Annotated in this window: 17 protein-coding genes and 3 pseudogenes; 7 read left to right on the top strand and 13 right to left on the bottom strand. The window is 73.5% G+C overall.

The features are described 5' to 3' along the window. Positions 1–32 precede the first annotated feature (32 nt). Positions 33–236 (top strand): CsbD family protein, encoded by a 204-nt coding sequence (locus tag MMR14E_RS18865; RefSeq protein ID WP_331316360.1) that lies wholly within the window; start codon positions 33–35, stop codon positions 234–236. Positions 237–303: 67 nt separating this feature from the next. Further along, a complete protein-coding gene (locus MMR14E_RS18860; RefSeq protein WP_331316359.1) occupies positions 304–699 on the top strand; it encodes a CsbD family protein in 396 nt (131 codons plus the stop codon). 365 nt (positions 700–1,064) lie between these two features. On the opposite strand, the pseudogene MMR14E_RS18855 reads toward MMR14E_RS18860, so the two are convergent. The 3 genes and pseudogenes from MMR14E_RS18855 to MMR14E_RS18845 form a co-directional block, all read right to left on the bottom strand. After that, a pseudogene (locus MMR14E_RS18855) lies at positions 1,065–1,247 on the bottom strand (phosphotransferase family protein); the annotation flags it as partial. A gap of 137 nt (positions 1,248–1,384) precedes the next feature. Further along, on the bottom strand, positions 1,385–2,563 hold the full coding sequence (bktB, locus tag MMR14E_RS18850) for a beta-ketothiolase BktB (protein WP_331316358.1): 1,179 nt from the start codon (positions 2,561–2,563) through the stop codon (positions 1,385–1,387). A gap of 82 nt (positions 2,564–2,645) precedes the next feature. Beyond that, the gene (locus MMR14E_RS18845; protein ID WP_331316356.1) at positions 2,646–3,851 is read right to left on the bottom strand and encodes an acyl-CoA dehydrogenase family protein; all 1,206 of its coding nucleotides are present in this window, start codon (positions 3,849–3,851) and stop codon (positions 2,646–2,648) included. A 165-nt stretch (positions 3,852–4,016) separates the two neighbouring features. Here MMR14E_RS18845 and MMR14E_RS18840 point away from each other — a divergent pair, with 165 nt between their 5' ends. The 4 genes from MMR14E_RS18840 (at position 4,017) to rclC (ending at position 6,904) form a co-directional block, all read left to right on the top strand. Further along, a complete protein-coding gene (locus MMR14E_RS18840; RefSeq protein WP_331316354.1) occupies positions 4,017–4,742 on the top strand; it encodes a TetR/AcrR family transcriptional regulator in 726 nt (241 codons plus the stop codon). A gap of 84 nt (positions 4,743–4,826) precedes the next feature. Then, entirely contained in the window at positions 4,827–5,864 is a 1,038-nt protein-coding gene (locus MMR14E_RS18835) for an AraC family transcriptional regulator (protein WP_331316352.1), read from the top strand. 32 nt (positions 5,865–5,896) lie between these two features. Continuing rightward, the gene (locus MMR14E_RS18830) at positions 5,897–6,244 is read left to right on the top strand and encodes a carboxymuconolactone decarboxylase family protein (protein ID WP_331316350.1); all 348 of its coding nucleotides are present in this window, start codon (positions 5,897–5,899) and stop codon (positions 6,242–6,244) included. Positions 6,245–6,280: 36 nt separating this feature from the next. Next, on the top strand, positions 6,281–6,904 hold the full coding sequence (rclC, locus tag MMR14E_RS18825; protein WP_331316348.1) for a reactive chlorine resistance membrane protein RclC: 624 nt from the start codon (positions 6,281–6,283) through the stop codon (positions 6,902–6,904). On the opposite strand, the gene MMR14E_RS18820 is transcribed toward rclC, so the two are convergent. From MMR14E_RS18820 to MMR14E_RS18800, 5 genes are all read right to left on the bottom strand, one after another. Continuing rightward, on the bottom strand, positions 6,901–7,479 hold the full coding sequence (locus MMR14E_RS18820; RefSeq protein WP_331316347.1) for an HAD-IA family hydrolase: 579 nt from the start codon (positions 7,477–7,479) through the stop codon (positions 6,901–6,903). The genes rclC and MMR14E_RS18820 overlap by 4 nt on opposite strands. A gap of 31 nt (positions 7,480–7,510) precedes the next feature. Continuing rightward, a complete protein-coding gene (locus MMR14E_RS18815) occupies positions 7,511–9,751 on the bottom strand; it encodes a xanthine dehydrogenase family protein molybdopterin-binding subunit (RefSeq protein ID WP_331316345.1) in 2,241 nt (746 codons plus the stop codon). Positions 9,752–9,761: 10 nt separating this feature from the next. Continuing rightward, a complete protein-coding gene (locus MMR14E_RS18810) occupies positions 9,762–10,208 on the bottom strand; it encodes a (2Fe-2S)-binding protein (RefSeq protein WP_331316344.1) in 447 nt (148 codons plus the stop codon). A 137-nt stretch (positions 10,209–10,345) separates the two neighbouring features. Further along, a complete protein-coding gene (locus MMR14E_RS18805; RefSeq protein WP_331316343.1) occupies positions 10,346–11,302 on the bottom strand; it encodes a GlxA family transcriptional regulator in 957 nt (318 codons plus the stop codon). Positions 11,303–11,453: 151 nt separating this feature from the next. Further along, on the bottom strand, positions 11,454–11,798 hold the full coding sequence (locus tag MMR14E_RS18800) for an MliC family protein (RefSeq protein ID WP_331316342.1): 345 nt from the start codon (positions 11,796–11,798) through the stop codon (positions 11,454–11,456). 426 nt (positions 11,799–12,224) lie between these two features. Between MMR14E_RS18800 and MMR14E_RS18795 the strand changes: the two genes are divergently transcribed. Then, positions 12,225–14,216 carry a putative bifunctional diguanylate cyclase/phosphodiesterase gene (locus MMR14E_RS18795; protein ID WP_331316341.1) on the top strand — a complete coding sequence of 664 codons (1,992 nt, stop codon included), beginning with the start codon at positions 12,225–12,227 and terminating at the stop codon, positions 14,214–14,216. A gap of 31 nt (positions 14,217–14,247) precedes the next feature. On the opposite strand, the gene MMR14E_RS18790 is transcribed toward MMR14E_RS18795, so the two are convergent. From MMR14E_RS18790 to MMR14E_RS18775, 5 genes and pseudogenes are all read right to left on the bottom strand, one after another. Continuing rightward, complete coding sequence (locus MMR14E_RS18790; protein ID WP_331316339.1) at positions 14,248–15,819, bottom strand: ABC transporter substrate-binding protein; 1,572 nt, start codon at positions 15,817–15,819, stop codon at positions 14,248–14,250. A gap of 59 nt (positions 15,820–15,878) precedes the next feature. Further along, the gene (locus MMR14E_RS18785) at positions 15,879–16,499 is read right to left on the bottom strand and encodes a glutathione S-transferase N-terminal domain-containing protein (RefSeq protein WP_273560852.1); all 621 of its coding nucleotides are present in this window, start codon (positions 16,497–16,499) and stop codon (positions 15,879–15,881) included. A 67-nt stretch (positions 16,500–16,566) separates the two neighbouring features. Further along, positions 16,567–17,202: pseudogene (gene ruvB / locus MMR14E_RS29315) on the bottom strand (Holliday junction branch migration DNA helicase RuvB); the annotation flags it as partial. 16 nt (positions 17,203–17,218) lie between these two features. Further along, positions 17,219–17,761, bottom strand: a pseudogene (locus MMR14E_RS29310) (AAA family ATPase); the annotation flags it as partial. Then, entirely contained in the window at positions 17,762–18,052 is a 291-nt protein-coding gene (locus MMR14E_RS18775) for a DUF6894 family protein (protein WP_331316337.1), read from the bottom strand. Positions 18,053–18,112: the final 60 nt, after the last annotated feature.

The raw sequence follows: 18,112 nt of genomic DNA, 5'->3' as shown, positions 1-18,112 counted from the left end.
CCGGCCTCACCAGCGAAGCAGGAGCACACGCGATGAGCAGCACGACCGACAAGCTGAAGGGCCTGGCCAACGAGGCGGTGGGCAACGTCAAGCAGGCGGCCGGCAAGGCGACCGGCAACGACCGGCTGGTGGCCGAGGGCAAGGCGCAGGAGCTGAAGGGCGAGGCGCAGAAGACCGTCGGCGACGTCAAGGACGGCGCCAAGACCCTCGCCGACAAGATCACCGGCAAGCGCTGAGCCGGGCCCGGCGGCGCGGGCCTGTCCGGCGCCGCCGACCTCGTCCATCCCGCACAGGAGACATCGCATGAACCGCGACCAGATCCGCGGCGCGTCCCGCCACCTCAAGGGCCGCGCCCAGACCGCCCTGGGCGGCCTGACCGGCGACCCGGCCCGCCAGGTGCGCGGCGCGGTGAACCAAGTGGCCGGCGGCGCGCAATACGCCTACGGTCGCGCCCGCGACCGCGCCGAGGACCTCGCGGACGATCTCGCCGAGGACGGCCGCCATCTGGCCGAGGCCGCCCGCGGACGGGCCGACCACCTGATCGACGAGGTTCGGGACCGCGCCCGGGACGTGCGCCGCCGCGGCGCCGATCACGGCCGGCAGGCGATCCGCACGGCCGACGCCAACCGCACCAACACTCTGCTGGGCCTGGCCGCCGTCGCCTTCGCGGCGGGCTGGCTCGTCCGCCGCGCCCGCTGACGGAGGCTCCACCGATGCTGCGCAAGCTTCTCACGGCCTTCATCGTGCCGAAGCTCGTCGCCTATCTCGGGCGCCGCTACGACCGGCGCCGGGGCACCGGCCGCACCTACTGACGCCCGGATCTGGAGCCCGGGATCGCTAGCCCGGGGCCTTCCAGATGCCGGCGGCGATCCGCGTCGTCTCGACCAGCGCGGCGTGGAGCGCCGCGTCCCCGTCGCGCCGGCCGGCGCGGAGCGCCGCGACCAGCTCGGCCGGCGATGCCCGAGCCGCTCGGCGAGGGCCGCGCGGTCGCCGCCGAGGCTCGCGTCCTTGACCACCCGCGGTCCCAGGCCGACCCCCGAGACGAGGCCCATCAGCGCGAAGGGCGCCCCGACCACCGCCGGATCCGCGCAGAAGCCGACCGGCTCCGGCACCCGCACCCCGGCCGCGAAGGCGGCGCGCAGGATCCGGAACTCCTCCGCCCGCGAGCGGCTCGACGCGATGGTGGCGGCCGCGTCCTTGCGCAGGACGAAGCCCCGGGGCGCGCCGTCGACCCGGCACGCCAGCATCCAGTTCTCCTGGATCGAGCCGCCGGTCAGCGGCCGCGCGTCGTCGAGCGCGACCGACCCGGCGTCCAGGGTCCGGCCGATCCAGGCGCAGAGCGCCGTCCTCTGATCCGCGTCCAGCATGGCGCCTCAGGACCGCGTCACGGGACGCGCTCGAGGGCCATGGCGATCCCCTGGCCGCCGCCGATGCACATGGTCACGAGCCCGTAGCGGCCGCCGGTCCGGGCCAGCTCGTAGAGGGCCTTCACGGTGATGATCGCCCCCGTGGCGCCGATCGGGTGGCCGAGGGCGATGGCGCCGCCGTTCGGGTTGACCCGATCGGGATCGAGGTCGAGGGCGCGGGAGACCGCGCAGGCCTGCGCCGCGAAGGCCTCGTTCGACTCGACGACGTCGAAATCCGCGGCCCGCAGGCCGGTCCGCTCCAGCAGCCGCCGCACCGCCGGCACCGGGCCCATGCCCATCTCGGAGGGGTCCACGCCGGCGTGGGCGTAGCCGACGATCCGGGCGAGGGGCGTCGCGCCGTCGCGCGCGGCCCGCGCGGCGCTCGACAGGACGAGGGCCGCGGCGCCGTCGTTCAGCCCCGAGGCGTTGCCGGCCGTGACGCTGCCGGTCTTGGAGAAGGCGGGGCGCAGCTTGGCGAGGTCCTCGGCGCTCGTGGCCTTCGGGTGCTCGTCGGTGTCGAAGGCCATCGTCTCGCGCCGGCGCTGGACCTCGACCGGCAGGATCTGCTCCCGGAACCGGCCCTCGCGGATCGCCCGCGCGGCGCGGGCCTGGCTCTCGGCCGCGAAGGCGTCCTGCGCGTCGCGGGGGACGTCGTAGCGCGCGGCCACGTTCTCGGCGGTGACGCCCATGTGGCCGTTGCCGAACGGATCGGTCAGCGCGCCGAGCATGAAGTCGACGAGCACCGCGTCGCCCATGCGCGACCCGGTCCGCCCGGTGGTCAGGAGGTGGGGCGCGCGGCTCATGCTCTCGGCGCCGCCGGCCACGGCCGTCTCGGCGTCGCCGAGCAGGATGGACTGCGCGGCCGAGACGATCGCCTGCAGGCCGCTGCCGCAGAGGCGGTTGACCGTCATGGCCGGCACCTCCGCGGGAATCCCGCCCTCCATCGCCGCGACGCGGGCGATGTAGGCGTCCCGGGGCTCGGTCGGGATGACGTTGCCGAGGACCACGTGGCCGACCGCCTCGGGCGCGGTCCCGGCGCGGCGCAGCGCCTCCGCGACGCAGCTTGCGGCGAGGGCGGAGGGCGGCGTGCCGGCCAGCGCGCCGCCGAACGTGCCGATCGCGGTGCGCACCGCGCCTGTGATCACGACCTCGGTCATACTCTCGGCTTCCTCTCGGCTTCCCTGTCTGACTCGGCCTGCCGACGCGCCCCGCGCGGCGGACGGACGGTGTCGGCCCCGCTCAGGCCCCGACGCCCCACGACCAGAAGGCGTCGCCCTCGGCCTCGAGGTTGCGGTTCAGGACCATCTTGTGGACCTCGTCGGCCCCGTCCACGAGGCGGGCCTGCCGGGCGTAGCGGTAGATCCACTCGAGCGGCGTGTCGGTGGAGTAGCCCCGCGCGCCGTTGATCTGGATCGCCGTGTCGGCGGCCGCGTGCAGGAGGTTGGCCACGTGCACCTTGGCCATCGACACCTCCTTGCGGGCGAAGCTGCCCTGGTCGAGGGCCCAGGCGGCCTTCATCACCAGGAGGCGCCCGATCTCGATCCGCATGGCGAGGTCGCCGAGCATCAGCTGGATGCTCTCCCGGTCGGCCAGCCGGATCCCGAAGCCGTGCCGCTCGGCCGCGTAGGCCCGGGCGATCTCGACGCAGCGCTTCGACAGGCCGAGCCAGCGCATGCAGTGGGTCAGCCGCGCCGGCCCGAGGCGGATCTGGGTGAGCTTCAGGCCGTCGCCCTCATTCATCAGGACGTTCTCGGCCGGGATCTCCAGGCCCTCGAACAGCAGCTCGCAATGGCCGCCGTGCTCCTCCGGCCCCATGATCGGGATGCGGCGCAGGATCCGCCAGCCGGGCTGGTCCCTGTGGAACAGGAAGGCGGTCAGCCCTTTGCGCGCGTCGTCGGAGGTGCGCGCCATCAGGATGAAGTGCTCGGCCTCCTCGGCGCCGGTGATGTACCACTTGCGGCCGGTGACCACGTAGCCGTCGCCCCGCCGCTCGGCCCGGGTCTGGATCATGCCGGGATCGGAGCCGCCGCCGGGATGCGGCTCGGTCATGGCGAAGGCCGAGCGGACCCGCCCGTCCACGATCGGCGCGAGCCAGCGCGCCTTCTGGTCCGGGGTCGCGACCTTCTCCAGCACCATCATGTTGCCGTCGTCGGGCGCGGCCGAGTTGAACACGACCGGCCCGAAGATCGAGCGGTTCATGGCCTCGTAGCAGACCGCCATGCCGACCTTGTCGAGCCCGGCGCCGCCGGTCTCGGGCCGCAGCTGCAGGCACCACAGGCCCTCGGCGCGGGCGAGGCCGCGCAGCCGGGCCAGCTCGGGGAGGCTGATGTTGCCGTGGCCGTCATAGGCCGCCGGATCGGCCTCCAGCGGCAGGATGTGCGCGTCCACGAAGGCCGCGATCCGCGCGCGGTAATCCTCGACGCGCGGGGAGATGGTGAAATCCACGGGCCCACCTCCTGGGTCGGTGCAGGCGATAAAAATCGAGCGAGCGCTCGCTTTTTATCGCCTGGATTCGCGCCTGGCAACGGGCTAGACCGCGGGCGCCGCTCCCGGTGATGGCCACGGCGGGCGGGCGCGACGACGAGACGACGACGGAGCGACGATGGATCGATGAGCCCCGCAGACGCCCCCCCGGCCGACCTGCCGGCGCACCTGCCGGCGCACCTGCCGGCGAAAGACGCCTACGCGACCGAGGCGATCTGCGCCCGGATCCTGGCGCGGCACCGGGACCGGATCCGCGTCCGGAAGGACCACGTCGCCGTCGCCAACCTCGCGCGGATCATCAAGGCGGTGCTGAAGCTGTCGAGCCGGCAGGGCTTCCACGAGACGAGCCTGCGCGACCTCGCCCGGGCCTCGGGGCTCAGCATGGGCGGGCTCTACTCGTACTTCGACAACAAGAACACGCTCCTGGTGATGATCCTCACCGAGGTGGCCGAGACGGCCGAGGCGGTCCTGCGGCAGGCCCCGGCGGGGCTCGCGGCGGATCCGGCCGCGCATCTGCGCTGGCTGATCGAGACCCATATCCGCCTGACCGAGGCGATGCAGCCCTGGTTCGTCTTCGCCTTCATGGAGGCGAAGGGCTTCCCGGCCCCCGCGCGGACGATGGCGACGGCGAGCGAGGCCGCCACGGAGCGCATCTTCGCCGAGGTCCTGGCCCGCGGCGCGGCGGCGGGCGTCTTCGCGGTCGCCGACGTGGATCTCACCGCCGCGCTGATCAAGCCGCTCCTGCAGGACTGGTACGTGAAGCGGGCCAAGCACCGGAAGCGCGGGATCCCGATCCAGCGCTACATCGCGGGCGTGACCGCCTTCGTCGAGAGGGCCATCGCGGCGGGCTGATCCCGCGGCGGACGAACAACCTCTGGTCGAGGCCGCCGCGTGCGCCTATGCCGGGCCCGGGGGCATTCCGGAGCGCGGGGGAGCATGGCCGGACCGATCAGGCGTCGCGCGGGCGCGCCCGGAGCCGCCGGGGTCGACGATCCGCTGAGCGGCCTCGCGCCGCTGCTGCGCGTGCGGCCGCACCTGGACGACGTCTGCCGGTTCGGCGGCGCCTGGGCCGCCGCGCACGAGACGGAGCCGGCGCGGCAGGCCTATTTCCACCTCGTCACGCGCGGCCGCGCCACGCTGCGGCGGCCCGGGAGCGCGCCCCTGCAGGTCGCGGCCGGGGACATCCTGCTCCTGCCGCGCGGCGACGCGCACCTGTTCCACGGCGCGGGGCCGCGGCCGGCGACGCCCCTGCCCGTCGCGGTCCGCCACGCGGACACCCTGCGGTTCAAGACCACCGTCGGGGCCGAGCCCGACGTCGAGCTGATCTGCGGCCGCCTGGCCTTCGAGGCGGCGCCCCAGACCCTGATCGTGACCGCCCTGCCGGACCTCCTCGTCCTGAACGTCGGCGCCGAGCCCCTGGCCACCCGCTTCGCGCCGCTGCTGGCGGGCATCCGCGCGGAGCTGAACGACCTCCGCGCCGGGTCGGTCGCGGTCGCCGAGAACCTCGCGAGCGCGCTGTTCATGATGATGATGCGCGCGCATCTCGAGGCGTCGGGCCCGGCCGAGGGATTGCTGCGCCTCCTGGGCCAGCCGCTCGCCGCCCGGGCGGTGCTCGCGATGGTGCGCGATCCGGTGCATCCCTGGACGCTGGACGAACTGGCCGCGACGGCCGCCGCGTCGCGGGCGAGCCTCGTGCGCGCCTTCCGCGCCGCCGCGGGCGTCGCGCCGCTGGAATTCCTCACCGACCTGCGGCTCGGGCTCGCCCATCACCGCCTGCGCACCGAGACGGTCGCGCTGGACCGTCTCGCCGCGGAGGTCGGCTACCAGTCCGCGGCCGCCCTGAGCCGGGCGTTCCTGCGCAAGTACGGGATCCGCCCCGGGCAGGCCCGGCAGCCGGAGGCCCCCCGCAGGCGGGTTGATCCGCCCGGTCATCAGCCTGCGCCGCGCGGTCATCGAGGGCGCGGCCGGCCCTGATTACCTTCCTCGTCATCACGAAGGAGGTCGTCATGCACATGATCGATTGGAACACCTACCGCCAGCAGGTCACCGCCGGCGTCGGACACTTCGCCAAGCTCAGCCCCGACACGGTGCGGGGCTACGGCACTCTCAGCACGGCGGGCCAGAAGACCGGCCAGCTCGACGCCAAGACCCGCGAGCTGATCGCGGTGGCGGTGGCGATCTCCCTGCGCTGCGACGGCTGTATCACGGTCCACACCGACGCCGCCCGCAAGCTCGGCGCCACCGAGGCCGAGCTGGCCGAGGCCCTCGGGGTCGCCACCAGCCTCAATGCCGGTGCCGCGGTCGTCTACGCGACCCGCGCGCTCGACGCCTTCGCGGCCTCCGCCGAGGCGTAGCCCCCTCCCCCATCCGGTTGAGCAAGGAATCGTGCCATGAACACGCAGGTTCGTCGCGTCCTCGGCCTCGTCTCCGGGCCGGGCTCGAACCGCCTCGGCCTCCAGGCCATGCGGGTCGCCATCGCGGTCATCTTCCTCTGGATCGGCGCGCTCAAGTTCGTGCCCTACGAGGCCGACAGCATCACGCCCTTCGTCGCCAACAGCCCGGTGATGGCGTTCTTCTACGCCCATCCCGACCAGTACGCCCAGCACCTCACCCACGAGGGCGAGCTGAATCTCGCCGCCCGCGCGTGGCAGACGGCCAACCACACCTACGCGTTCTCCCGCGGCCTCGGCACGGTCGAGCTGCTGATCGGCCTGCTCGTCCTCGTCGGGCTGGCGTCGCGGCGGCTGGGCCTCGCCGGGGCGGTGCTGGCCTTCCTGACGCCGGTGGTGACCCTGTCGTTCCTCGTGACCACCCCCGAGGCCTGGGTGGCGGCGCTCGGCGACGCCGAGCACGGCTTCCCCTACCTGTCGGGCGCAGGCCGCCTCGTCCTCAAGGACGTCACGCTCATGGCCGGCGCCTGGCTCGTCCTCGCGGACAGCGCCCGCGCCATCCTCGAGCGGGAAGCCCGGGCGCCGGGCGCCCCCGCCCGCCTCGACCTCGCGGGAAGCCGCTAGGTAACCGGGGCGCCGCCCGCGGGCAGCGCCCCGATCATCCTTCCCAGGCCGCCGATGTCGTCGAGGACGGCGTCGGCGGCCTCGGCGTCTTCGGGGCGCCCGTAGCCGTAGCGGGCCAGGATGGCGGCGGTGCCGGCGGCGCGGGCGGCCGCGATGTCGTGGTGCATGTCGCCGACCATGACGGCCCGCCCGGGCGCGACCCGCAGGCGGCGCAGGGCCTCCCGCAGCGGCGCGGGATCGGGCTTGCGCTCGGGCAGCGTGTCGCCGCCCACGACCGTGTCGATCAGCGGCGCCAGCCCCACCGCGTCGAGGATCAGCCCGGTGGCGCGGGCCGGCTTGTTGGTGACGACCGCCAGCGCGTAGCCCGCCGCCCGGAGGTCGCGGACCGCCGCGGCGGCGCCGGGGAACAGGGCGGTGCCCTCCCCGCCGAGGCGCGCGGCGAGGCCCGACAGCCGGGCCGCGTCGCGCGCCACGAGGACGAGGTCGTGCCCCCGCGCCGCCAGCTGCGCGGCGTACTCCGCGCCGATCCCCGAGGAGGCGCCCGTCACCAGGGCCTTGCCGTGAGCCTGTGGCATCGTGGTCGTCCCGTCGTGAGCTGCCGGGCGCTCAGGCGGCGCCGAGCTTGGTGTTGGCCATCGGCAGGGCGCGGATCCGCTGGCCGGTCAGCGCCGCGACGGCGTTGAGCACCGCGGGCGGCACGCCCGGAAGCCCCGGCTCGCCGACGCCGCCCATCGGCGCGCCGCTCTCGACGATGCGCACGTGCACGGCCGGCATGTGCTCCCGGCGCAGGACCGGGTAGGTGTCGTAGTTCCGCGACTGGCGCACGCCGTCCCGGTAGACGATCTGCTCGAACAGGACCGAGGACAGGCCCAGCGCGGCCGCCGACTCGACCTGCGCCTTGACGATCGCCGGGTTGACGATGCTGCCCGGGTCGAACGCGATCCAGAGGTTGTGCACGCGGGCCTCACCGCCCTCGACGGAGACCTCCGCGACGGTGGCGGTCTCCGACCCGAACGGCGAGGCCATCGCGACGCCGCGGGCGCGCAGGCCGCCCTCGGCGCGGTAGGGGCCGCGCCGCCAGCCGCCCGACATCTCGGCCACCGCCGTCAGCAGGGCGCGGTGGCGGGCGCTGTCCTTGAGGAGCGCCATGCGCAGCGCGAAGGGATCCTGCCCGCCGGCCTGCGCGACCTCGTCGAGGAAGCTCTCGTAGAACGCGTCGTTCATCGAGTGGCCGACGGAGCGCCAGAACGCGATGTTCACCGGATGGGCGACCTTCGTGAAGGTCATGCGCCGGTTCGGCACCGCGTAGGGCTTCTCGACGATACCCTCGACCGCGGACGGGTCGACCGGCGTCCGCATCATCATGCTGAAGTAGCGTCCGATCGGCCCCTCGCCGACCGTGCGCACCGTGAGGGCGGTCGGCCGGCCCGCCGCGTCGAGGGCCGCCCGGAACCGGCTGAAGCTCAGGGGCCGGACCGCGTCGCGGGCGAACTCCTCCTCGCGCGACCACAGCACCTTCACGGGCCGGCCGGTCGCCTTGGCGAGCAGGATCGCCTGCGGGAACGGGTTGCCCGCCTCGTAGGTGAAGTGCCGGCCGAAGAAGCCGCCGAGCATCGGCGAGTGGATGCGGACCCGGGCCGGCTCCAGCCCGGCGACCTTGGCCGACACCGCCTGGAACACCTCCGGCATCTGGTTCGGCAGCCAGACGTCGAGGGTGCCGTCGCCGTTGAAGCGCGCGATCGCCGAGGGCGGCTCGAGCTGGGCATGGGCGAGGTAGGGCGCCTCGTACTCCGCCTCGACCACCTTGGCGGCCTCGGCGAAGGCGCCGTCCACGTCGCCCTCGGCCTCGGCGACGTGGCCCGGATCCGCCGAGGCCTTCAGCGCGGCGAGCATGCCGGCGGAGGAGAAGTCGGCCGCCACCGTGTCGAGGCCGCTGGCCTTGCCGGCCGACCACGTCACCTGCAGCGCCTCGACGGCCTTGCGGGCGCGCCACCAGCTGTCGGCCGTGACCGCCACGGCCCCCGGCAGGCGGTGCACCGCGTGCACGCCCGGCATCGCCCCGACCTCGGCCTCGTTCGTCAGGCGCTCCGGCTCGGTCCCGAGCCGCGGCGCGTGCTGCACGGCGGCGTAGAGCATGCCGTCGACCTTCTGGTCGATCGCGTAGATCGCCCGTCCGGTCGACTTGTCCCGCACGTCGATCCGCGGGACCGGCTGGCGGATGTAGCGGAAGGTCCGCGGGTCGCGCAGGGCGACGCCCTCGTTCGGCCTCAGCGCCAGCGCGTCGGACGCCAGGGCGCCGTAGGAGAGCGCCGTGTTCGAGGCCGCGTGCAGCACGACCCCGTCCCGGGTGGTGAGTTCGCCCTCCCGGACCTTGAGCCGGGCCGCGGCGGCGCGGATCATGAGGTCGCGGGCGGTGGCGCCGAGGCGCCGCATGACGTCGTAGCTCGACCGGGTCGAGAAGCTGCCGCCGGTCATGCGAATGCCGTTGACGACGGCGTAGTCGGGACCGGGCGGCGCGCACTCCACCACGAAGCGGGACGGCGGCACGTCGAGCTCCTCGCCGACGATCTGCGCCAGGCCGGTGGCGATGCCCTGGCCGCCCTCCACGAAGGGGCTCAGCAGCTTGATGGTCCCGTCCGGGTGGATCTCCAGGAAGGCCGCGACCCGGGTGCCGGGCTTGGGCGCCAGGGCGCCCGCGCCCTCCGCGGGGCCCTGCGCCTCCGCCCNGGCACCGCCGGCCGCCGCGAGGACGCCGCGGCGGGAGGGGGCCGGCCGGGCGGTCTGGCCGCCGGGGCCGGGATCGACGCGGGACATGTCATGCTGGGCGCGATCGCGGAGCTGGTCCATGGCGGCCTCCTCAGGCGGCGGCCTGCCGCACGGCGGCGGCGATGGCGTTGTAGGTCCCGCAGCGGCACAGGTTGGTCATCGCCTCGGCGATCTCGGACTCGGTGGGCTTGGGCGTCTGCTTGAGGAGGGCCGTGGCGGCCATGACCTGACCCGACTGGCAGTAGCCGCACTGGGGCACCTGCACGGAGACCCAGGCCTCGACGACCTTCCGGCCGACGGAATCCTGCTCGATCGCCTCGATGGTGGTCACGGCCTGATCGCCGACGCTCTCCAGCGGCACCTGGCAGGAGCGCGTCGCCTGCCCGTCGAGGAGCACCGTGCAGGCCCCGCACTGGGCGATGCCGCAGCCGTACTTGGTGCCGGTCATCCCGAGCGTGTCGCGCAGGACGAAGAGCAGCGGCGTGTCGGGCTCGGCCTCGACCGCGTGCGGCCGGCCGTTGATCGTCAGGTTCACCATGGCCGCTTGCCTCCGAGGATCGGCTGAGCCCCCCGGCCATGCTTACGGTCGCCGCGCAGGGCGGCCTACGCCGTAGAAGCCACGTTTCCGGCCATGTCAGGCCTTATCCGGCCATGCCCGGCCGTCGCCGGGTGCGCTCAGGCGACCGCGAGGGGCCCGGCCGCCCGGCGGATCACCCGCGGCACCGCGCCGTGGACCCGGAGGAACGCGCGGCGCATCCGCTCGCGGTTGGCGAAGCCGGCCTCCCGGGCGATCGCCTCGATGGGCAGGCGGCTCTCCTCCAGCATCAGCTTGGCGGCCTCGACGCGCAGCGTCTCGATGGCCTTGGCGGGCGAGGTTCCGGTCTCGGCCCGGAACAGCCGGGTGAACTGGCGCGGGCTGAGGCAGGCCACGGCGGCGAGGTCCTCGGTGGTGAGCGGCAGCTGCAGGTTCCGGCGCGCGTGGGCGAGGACGCTCTGGATCCGGTCGGTGGGCGCGTCCACCTCCAGCAGCGCCGAGTGCTGCGCCTGACCGCCGGCCCGGCGGCGCTCCATCACCAGCCCGCGGGCGACGCGGGTGGCGATGTCGCGGCCGAGATCGCGCTCCACCATGGCGACGGCGAGGTCGATCGCCGCCGACATGCCCGCCGAGGTCCAGAGGTTGTCGTCGGCGATGTAGATCTTGTCGATGTCGAGCCGGGTCGCGGGATAGCGCGCGCGGAACTGGGAGGCGTGGTTCCAGTGGGTCGTGGCGCGGCGCCCGTCGAGCAGGCCGGCATCGGCCAGGACGAAGGCCCCCATGCACAGCCCCGCGACCCGCCGCGTCGCCCGGGCCGCCGCCCGGAGGTAGCGGGCGAGGCCCGGCGTCGTCTCCGGGAGCCCGATCCCGGCCGCGACCAGGATCGTGTCGAAGGCATCCGGCGCGCCGAGGGGCTCGGTGGCGATGTCGGGCCCCAGCCCCGCGCGCACCCGGCCGCCCTGCTCGGCGAGCAGGCGGACGTCGTAGACCGGCGCGCCCGCGTACTTGTTGGCCAGCACGAACGGCGAGGTCACCGCCAGGGCCATGAAATCGAAATCGGGACAGACCACGAGGCCGATCCGCCGCACGACAGCCATGGACCACCGCTCCGCTTCGCCGGCGGCCAACATCAGGCCCCGGCCGGGCCGTGACAAGAGTCGTGGCCGGAACCGAGGCATCCGCGTCCGGGGCCGGTCCTGGCGCCGGTCCCGGGGCCGGTCCCGATCTCTTGCCCGGCCCCCCGGTGTCCTAGCGGGATCTGGCGTCGGGCGGTGCCGGGTCGGTGCAGGTGACGGGCTTGGCGGCCCCGTCGGTCCACGTGACCGACCGCCCCTTGCCCCGCAGCTCGTGCGTGGCGTCGGCGTAGCGGTACCCCGACCCGCTGATCTGCACGGGCAGGGTGACGGCGGCGCCGTTCGCCGGCCGGACGACCGCCCTGTCGGGTCCCGCGGCGTTCACGAACGTGACGGCCAGAGCCTGTCCGTCCGGGCAGGCGAAGGTCACGTCGATCGTCTCGGCCTGCCCGGGCCCGGCGGCCATGGACAGGCCGCCGACGAGGATCGCCAGCCGGACGGACCGGTCACGGGTTCTCATCGCTCTCTCCCCAGCCTCCCGACCGCAGTCCCGTCGCGGCGGTGATCATCGCCGGGATGCGCCGGGCGGGCAATCGGCAGGCAGGCGGGCGGCAGGTCCCGGCGGGCTTTCGGAGCGCGGGGCGCGGTCGAGACCCGGACCGGCATCGGGTCGGGCCCTGCCGGGCCCGGGCGGGACAAGTCGACGAAGACCTGAAATGAATCCACAGCAATTGCGGCAAGAGAGTTCGGAGCCTCAATCAGTCAAGACGGGGCGAATGCCTCCGAAAATTCGATCGATCGCGGGCGCGTCTTCTGCAGATCGTCGAGAAAAGGCTCGCGCGCGCTGGCGGCCACGCCTCGGAGGACCATCCTGCTCTGCCGCCATTTAAATGTCTCTTTAATGAAAGAAAAATAGTAATACGGAAATTGCGCAGCTGCAGCTCCAATGAACCGTTCCAAACACCCGCTCTCGTTACTGATCGCGACGTGGACCACATCCGCCCGCGGACTGACCGCCACGCGTCAGCTCGCGGAGCTGCAGAAGCAGGTCCCGACCCTCTACGGGCTTCTCTCGATCAATGCCGGCGCACTCGCGTTGACCCATTACGGTCTGGCGCCCGCCGCCCTGACGCTCGGCATCCCGGCCGTCGTGATCGCGCTGTGCGTGGTGCGGGCGGCGCACTGGCTGCGCCTGCGGCCCGAGACGTTCAGCGAGGCGCGGGCGGCCCGCCACCTGCGGTTGACCACGGCGCTCACGGTCTTCTTCTCGGCCGCCTTCGTGGTCTGGGCGATGGTGCTGAACCGGTACGGCGGCCCCTACGAGCAGGGCCACGTGGCGATCTTCGTGGCCGTCACGGTGATCGCCTGCATCTTCTGCCTGACGCACCTGCCGGTGGCGGCCTTCCTGGTGACCGGCATCGTCATGAGCGTGTTCCTGTTCTGCTGCGTGACCAGCGGGAACGACGTCTTCCTGGCCATCGCCGCCAACACGGCCTTCGTGACGGCGGTGATGGTCCGCATCCTCAACACCAACTACCGGGCCTTCGTCGACCTCGTGGCGTCCCAGGCCGTGGCGAGCCGGCTCTCGGAGGAGAACGCGCGCCTCGCCCAGACCGACAGCCTGACCGGCCTGCCCAACCGGCGCTACTTCTTCCAGAAGCTCGACGAGGCGATCCGGTCGTCCGCGGCGACCGAGACGCCCTTCGCTCTGGCGATCTTCGACCTCGACCGCTTCAAGCCGATCAACGACACCTACGGGCACAATGTCGGCGACCGGGTGCTGGCGGAGGCCGGCCGCCGCCTCGCGGGCTTCGCGGGCGCCGACGTGGTGGTGACGCGGCTGGGGGGCGACGAGTTCGGCGTGCTCCTGCGCGCGCCGGGTTCGGCCGCGGCGGCGCTCGCCTTCTGCGACGGCGTCTGCACCGCGCTGCAGCAGCCGATCCGGATCGGCGACATCCGCGTCGTCACGGGCTGCTCGGGCGGGCTCGCCCTGCCCTGCCGGATCCCGCACGACGCCGACGCCCTGTTCGACCGCGCCGACTACGCGCTCTACCACTCCAAGGAGCAGCGGCGCGGCGCCACGACCCTGTTCTCGCAGGAGCACAAGGACGCGATCCGCGCCGAGCAGGCGGTGGAGACGGCCCTGCGGACGGCGGATCTCGCCGTCGAGATGGTGCTGCACTACCAGCCGGTCCTCGACCTCCAGACGGGGCGGACCGCCTTCGTGGAGGGTCTGGCGCGCTGGACGAGCCCGACGCTGGGCCCCGTCGCGCCGGACCGGTTCATCGCGGCGGCCGAGCGCTGCGGCATGATCCACACGGTGACGCTCCTGCTCCTGCGCAAGGCGCTCGCCGACGGCGCGCGGCTGCCGCCCGGGACCGGCCTGTCCTTCAACCTCTCCGCGCACGACCTCGCCGCGCCGGAGACCGTCCTGGCGATCCTGGCGGCGGTGCGGGGCAGCGGCCTCGACCCGCGCCGCCTGACGCTCGAGCTGACCGAGACCGCCCTGATGCGCGACTTCGACCACGCCAAGGCGGCCATCACCACCCTGCGCAGCCTCGGCATCAAGATCGCCCTCGACGATTTCGGGACCGGCTATTCCAGCCTGGGCTACGTCCACCGCCTGCCGCTGGACAAGATCAAGATCGACCGCGGCTTCATGGCCGACATCGACATCGACACCGACCGGGGCTGCAGCCTCGTCTCCACGATCCTGGACCTGTGCCGCAACCTCGGCCTCGACGGGATCGTCGAGGGGATCGAGACGCAGGCCCAGCTGGACGTGGCGCGGCGACACGGCAGCCGCTACGCCCAGGGCTACCACATCGGCCGCCCGATGCCCCTCGCCGACCTGCTGGAGCGGCTGGAGCGGGAGGGCGCGGCAGAAGCGGAAGCAGAGGCAGCGGCAGAGGCCGGCGCGGTGCGCCGGAGGGCCTGAGGCGGCCCCGGCGCGGGCCGGAGCCGCGCCCTCAGGCGCGCCGGAGGTTCCAGAGGATCGGGAATCCCGGGAGCCGGCCCGTGAGGGTGCGCCGGTAGGAGGTCATCGAGCGGTAGGAGCCGACCGGCACGAACACGACCTCCTCGAGGGCGATCCGCTGCATGTCGGCGCAGATCGCCCGGCGCGCCTCCGCGTCGGAGGCCGCGAACCACGCGGTCCGCAGCGCCTCCAGCCGCGGCACCGACGGCCAGCCGAACCACGCGTTCGGCCCGTTGGCCCGGAGCGGCTGGAGGGCGGCGGGGTCGGCGTTGTCGAAGGACGAGAAGGTGGTGAGCAGCACCGACCAGCCGCCCTTCTCGACGGGCTCGCGGGAGACGCGCCGCTGGATCACCGTGCCCCAGTCGCTCAGGGCCAGGTCGACGTTGAAGCCGATCCGGGGGAGCAGGTCGGCCGCGACCTGGGTCAGCGCCGACGGGGCCAGGATGTCGGTGGGGCCGATCAGCCGGATCTTCGCGCCGTCGTAGCCCGCGGCCTTGAGCGCCGCCCGGGCGGCGTCGAGGCTGCGCGGCCCGGTGAGCACGTCCAGGCCGGCCTGCGTCGCCATCGGCGTGTCGGGCGTGAAGATCCCGCAGCGATCGTTGAAATTGGCCGGATCGTCGCCCGCGATCGCCGCCATGAAGTCGCCCTGGACGATCGCCGGCAGCACCGCCCGGCGCACCGCGACGTCGTCGAACGGCGGCTGCAGGTGGTTCATCCGCAGGATCGCCGGGTTGGTGAGCCGGTCGAGGCCCTCCACCACGATGTCGCGGTTGCGGGCGAGCAGTTGCTGGAGTTCGGGCGGCGGCTGCTCGTACCAGTCGATCTCGCCGTTCTGCAGGGCCGCCGCGGCGGTGGCGCCGTCGGCGATGATCCGCCACTCGATCCGGTCGAAATGGGCGACCTTGCCGCCGGCCGTCAGGCTGGGCGTGCCGGGCGCCGGCACGTAGCCGGGGTGGCGCTCGTAGACCATCAGGCTGCCCGAGTTGAACTCGTCGGCCTTCCAGCGGAACGGCCCGGAGCCGGTCGCGTCGGTGATCTGCTTGTACGGGTCGGTCCGGGCGACCCGCTCGGGCATGACGAAGGCCGGCTGGCTGACGCTCGCCAGCGCCTGCGGCAGGAGCGGGAACGGCGCCTTCAGGCGGAACACGATGTCGGTGTCGCCGTCGTGGGCGAGCTCGTCGGTGGCGGCCATCAGGGTCTGGCCGAAGCCGTTGCGCGCCGCCCAGCGCCGGATGCTGGCGACGCAGTCCCGTGCCAGGACCGGCGTGCCGTCGTGGAAGCGCAGGCCCGCGCGCAGGGGGATCGTCACCCGGCGCCCGTCCTGCTCGACCTTGAGGCCGGCCGCCATCTGCGGCTGCGGCCGCAGGTCGGCGTCGAGGCCGAACAGCGTGTCGTAGATCACGTAGGCGTGGTTGCGGGTGACGATCGCCGTCGTCCAGATCGGGTCGATCGAGGTGACGTTCGCCTGGGGGACCATGCGCAGGACCCGGGCGCCCTGCGCCCGCCCGACGGACGGGGCCGCCAGGGCCGCGGCCCCCGCGGCCAGGAAGGTGCGTCGCCTCATCGTCACTCCGCGAACGGTGGATCCCGGCGTCGCAAGCGCCGGACCAGGGGCGCCCCGCCTCAGCTCAGCGGGACGGCGAAGCCCCGCTGCACGGCGGGGCGCGCCATCATCCGGTCGTACCAGCGCCGGACCTGCGGGTAGTCGGCGAGGTCGACCTGATGGCGCTCGTGGCGCCACGCCCAGCCGAGGATCGCGAAATCCGCCACCGAGAGCGGTCCCGCGACGTACGCGACCTGCGCGAGGCGCCGGTCCAGCACGCCGTAGAGCCGGTGCGTCTCCTTGCTGTAGCGGGCGAGGCCGTAGGCGCGGTCGGCCTCCGCGACGGTCAGGAAGTGGTGGACCTGACCGGGCATCGGCCCGAAGCCGCCCATCTGCCACATCAGCCATTCCAGGGCGGCGACGCGCTGCCGCCGGTCCTCGGGCAGGAAGCGGCCGGTCTTCTCGGCGAGGTAGAGCAGGATCGCCCCGGACTCGAACACCGGGATCGGGGACCCGTCCGGCCCGTCCGGGTCGACGATGGCGGGGATGCGGTTGTTCGGGCTGATCGCCAGGAAGTCGGGCGCGTGCTGCGCCCCCTGCGTGATGTCGACCGGGATGACCCGGTAGGGCAGCGCCATCTCCTCCAGCGCCACGCTGATCTTCCGGCCGTTGGGGGTGTTCCAGGCGTAGAGATCGATCATCGCGGGCGCCTCCGCCGTGCGGAGGGAAGCTAGGGCCGGCCGCGGGATCCGGCAATTCGGCCGGCGCTCAGGCCGCGACCGCGGCCGCCTCGGGCTCCGGCAGGCCCAGGTGCCGGTAGGCGTGGCGGGTGAGGACGCGTCCGCGGGGGGTGCGCTGCACGAAGCCGCGCTGGATCAGGTAGGGCTCGATGATGTCCTCGATCGCGTCCCGGGGCTCCGACAGAGCCGCCCCGATCGTCTCGATGCCGACAGGACCGCCCCCGAACGCGCGCGCGATCAGGCTCAGGTACTTGCGGTCCATCACGTCGAGACCCGCCCCGTCCACGTCCAAGAGCTGCAGTGCCCGGTCGGCGATCGCCCGCGTCACCGTCTCGGCCTCCGCCACCACCGCGAAGTCCCGCACCCGCCGCAGCAGCCGCCCCGCGATCCGCGGCGTGCCCCGCGCCCGCCGGGCGATCTCGTTGGCGCCCTCCGCCGACAGGCCCAGGCCCAGCACCCGCGCGCCGCGCGCCACGATCTGCTCCAGCTCGTCGATCTCGTAGAATTCCAGCCGGATCGGGATCCCGAACCGGTCGCGCAGCGGCGTCGTCAGCAGGCCCGCCCGCGTCGTGGCGCCCACCAGGGTGAACTTCGGCAGCTCGATCTTGACCGAGCGCGCCGCCGGGCCCTCGCCGATGATCAGGTCGAGCTGGTAATCCTCCATGNTAGAATTCCAGCCGGATCGGGATCCCGAACCGGTCGCGCAGCGGCGTCGTCAGCAGGCCCGCCCGCGTCGTGGCGCCCACCAGGGTGAACTTCGGCAGCTCGATCTTGACCGAGCGCGCCGCCGGGCCCTCGCCGATGATCAGGTCGAGCTGGTAATCCTCCATGGCCGGGTAGAGGATCTCCTCGACCGCCGGGTTGAGCCGGTGGATCTCGTCGATGAACAGGACGTCGCGCTCCTCCAGGTTGGTGAGCTGCGCGGCCAGATCCCCGGCCTTGGCGATCACCGGTCCGGAGGTCGAGCGGACGTTCACGCCCAGCTCGCGCGCCACGATCTGCGCCAGCGTGGTCTTGCCCAGGCCCGGCGGCCCGACGAACAGCACGTGGTCGAGCGCCTGGCCGGTCTTCCTCGCCGCCTCGATGAACACCTGCATGTTCGCCCGCGCCGCGCGCTGGCCGATGAACTCGGCAAGGCTCAGGGGACGGATCGTCCGATCCGCCTCCGCGGCGGTCGCGCCCGGGACCGGTCCCGGGCGGACCGTCTTGATCGGCGCCACCATCTAGGCCGCCCTGGCGCGACCCGACGCCTTCTCGAAGGGGTGCTCGAAGGGGTGCTCGAAGGGGTGCTCGAAGGGCTGCACGAAGGGCTGCACCAGGACCCGCCGGCCCGAGAGGTCGTGCACGCTCACCCGCCACTCGGCCCAGTCGGTGCGGTTGGCCAACGAGCGCCGCACGTCCGAGGCGACCTTCCGGGCCCGGTCGACGAGGCGGGCCGTCGCGCGGACCTCGGTGCCGCGGGCGTCGAACACGCATTCGAGGCCGTTGGTGCAGTGGAACCGGTACTTGGCCATCCCTCGCTCCTCCTCGGCCGCCCCGCGCGGCGCTCACCCTGCGTTCACTATATGTTCTGA

This window comes from Methylobacterium mesophilicum, assembly GCF_036441335.1.
In the GTDB taxonomy this organism is placed as follows: domain Bacteria; phylum Pseudomonadota; class Alphaproteobacteria; order Rhizobiales; family Beijerinckiaceae; genus Methylobacterium; species Methylobacterium mesophilicum_B.
The sequence above is the reverse complement of the archived record's forward strand: the minus strand, read 5'-3'. Positions and strand labels throughout refer to the sequence as shown.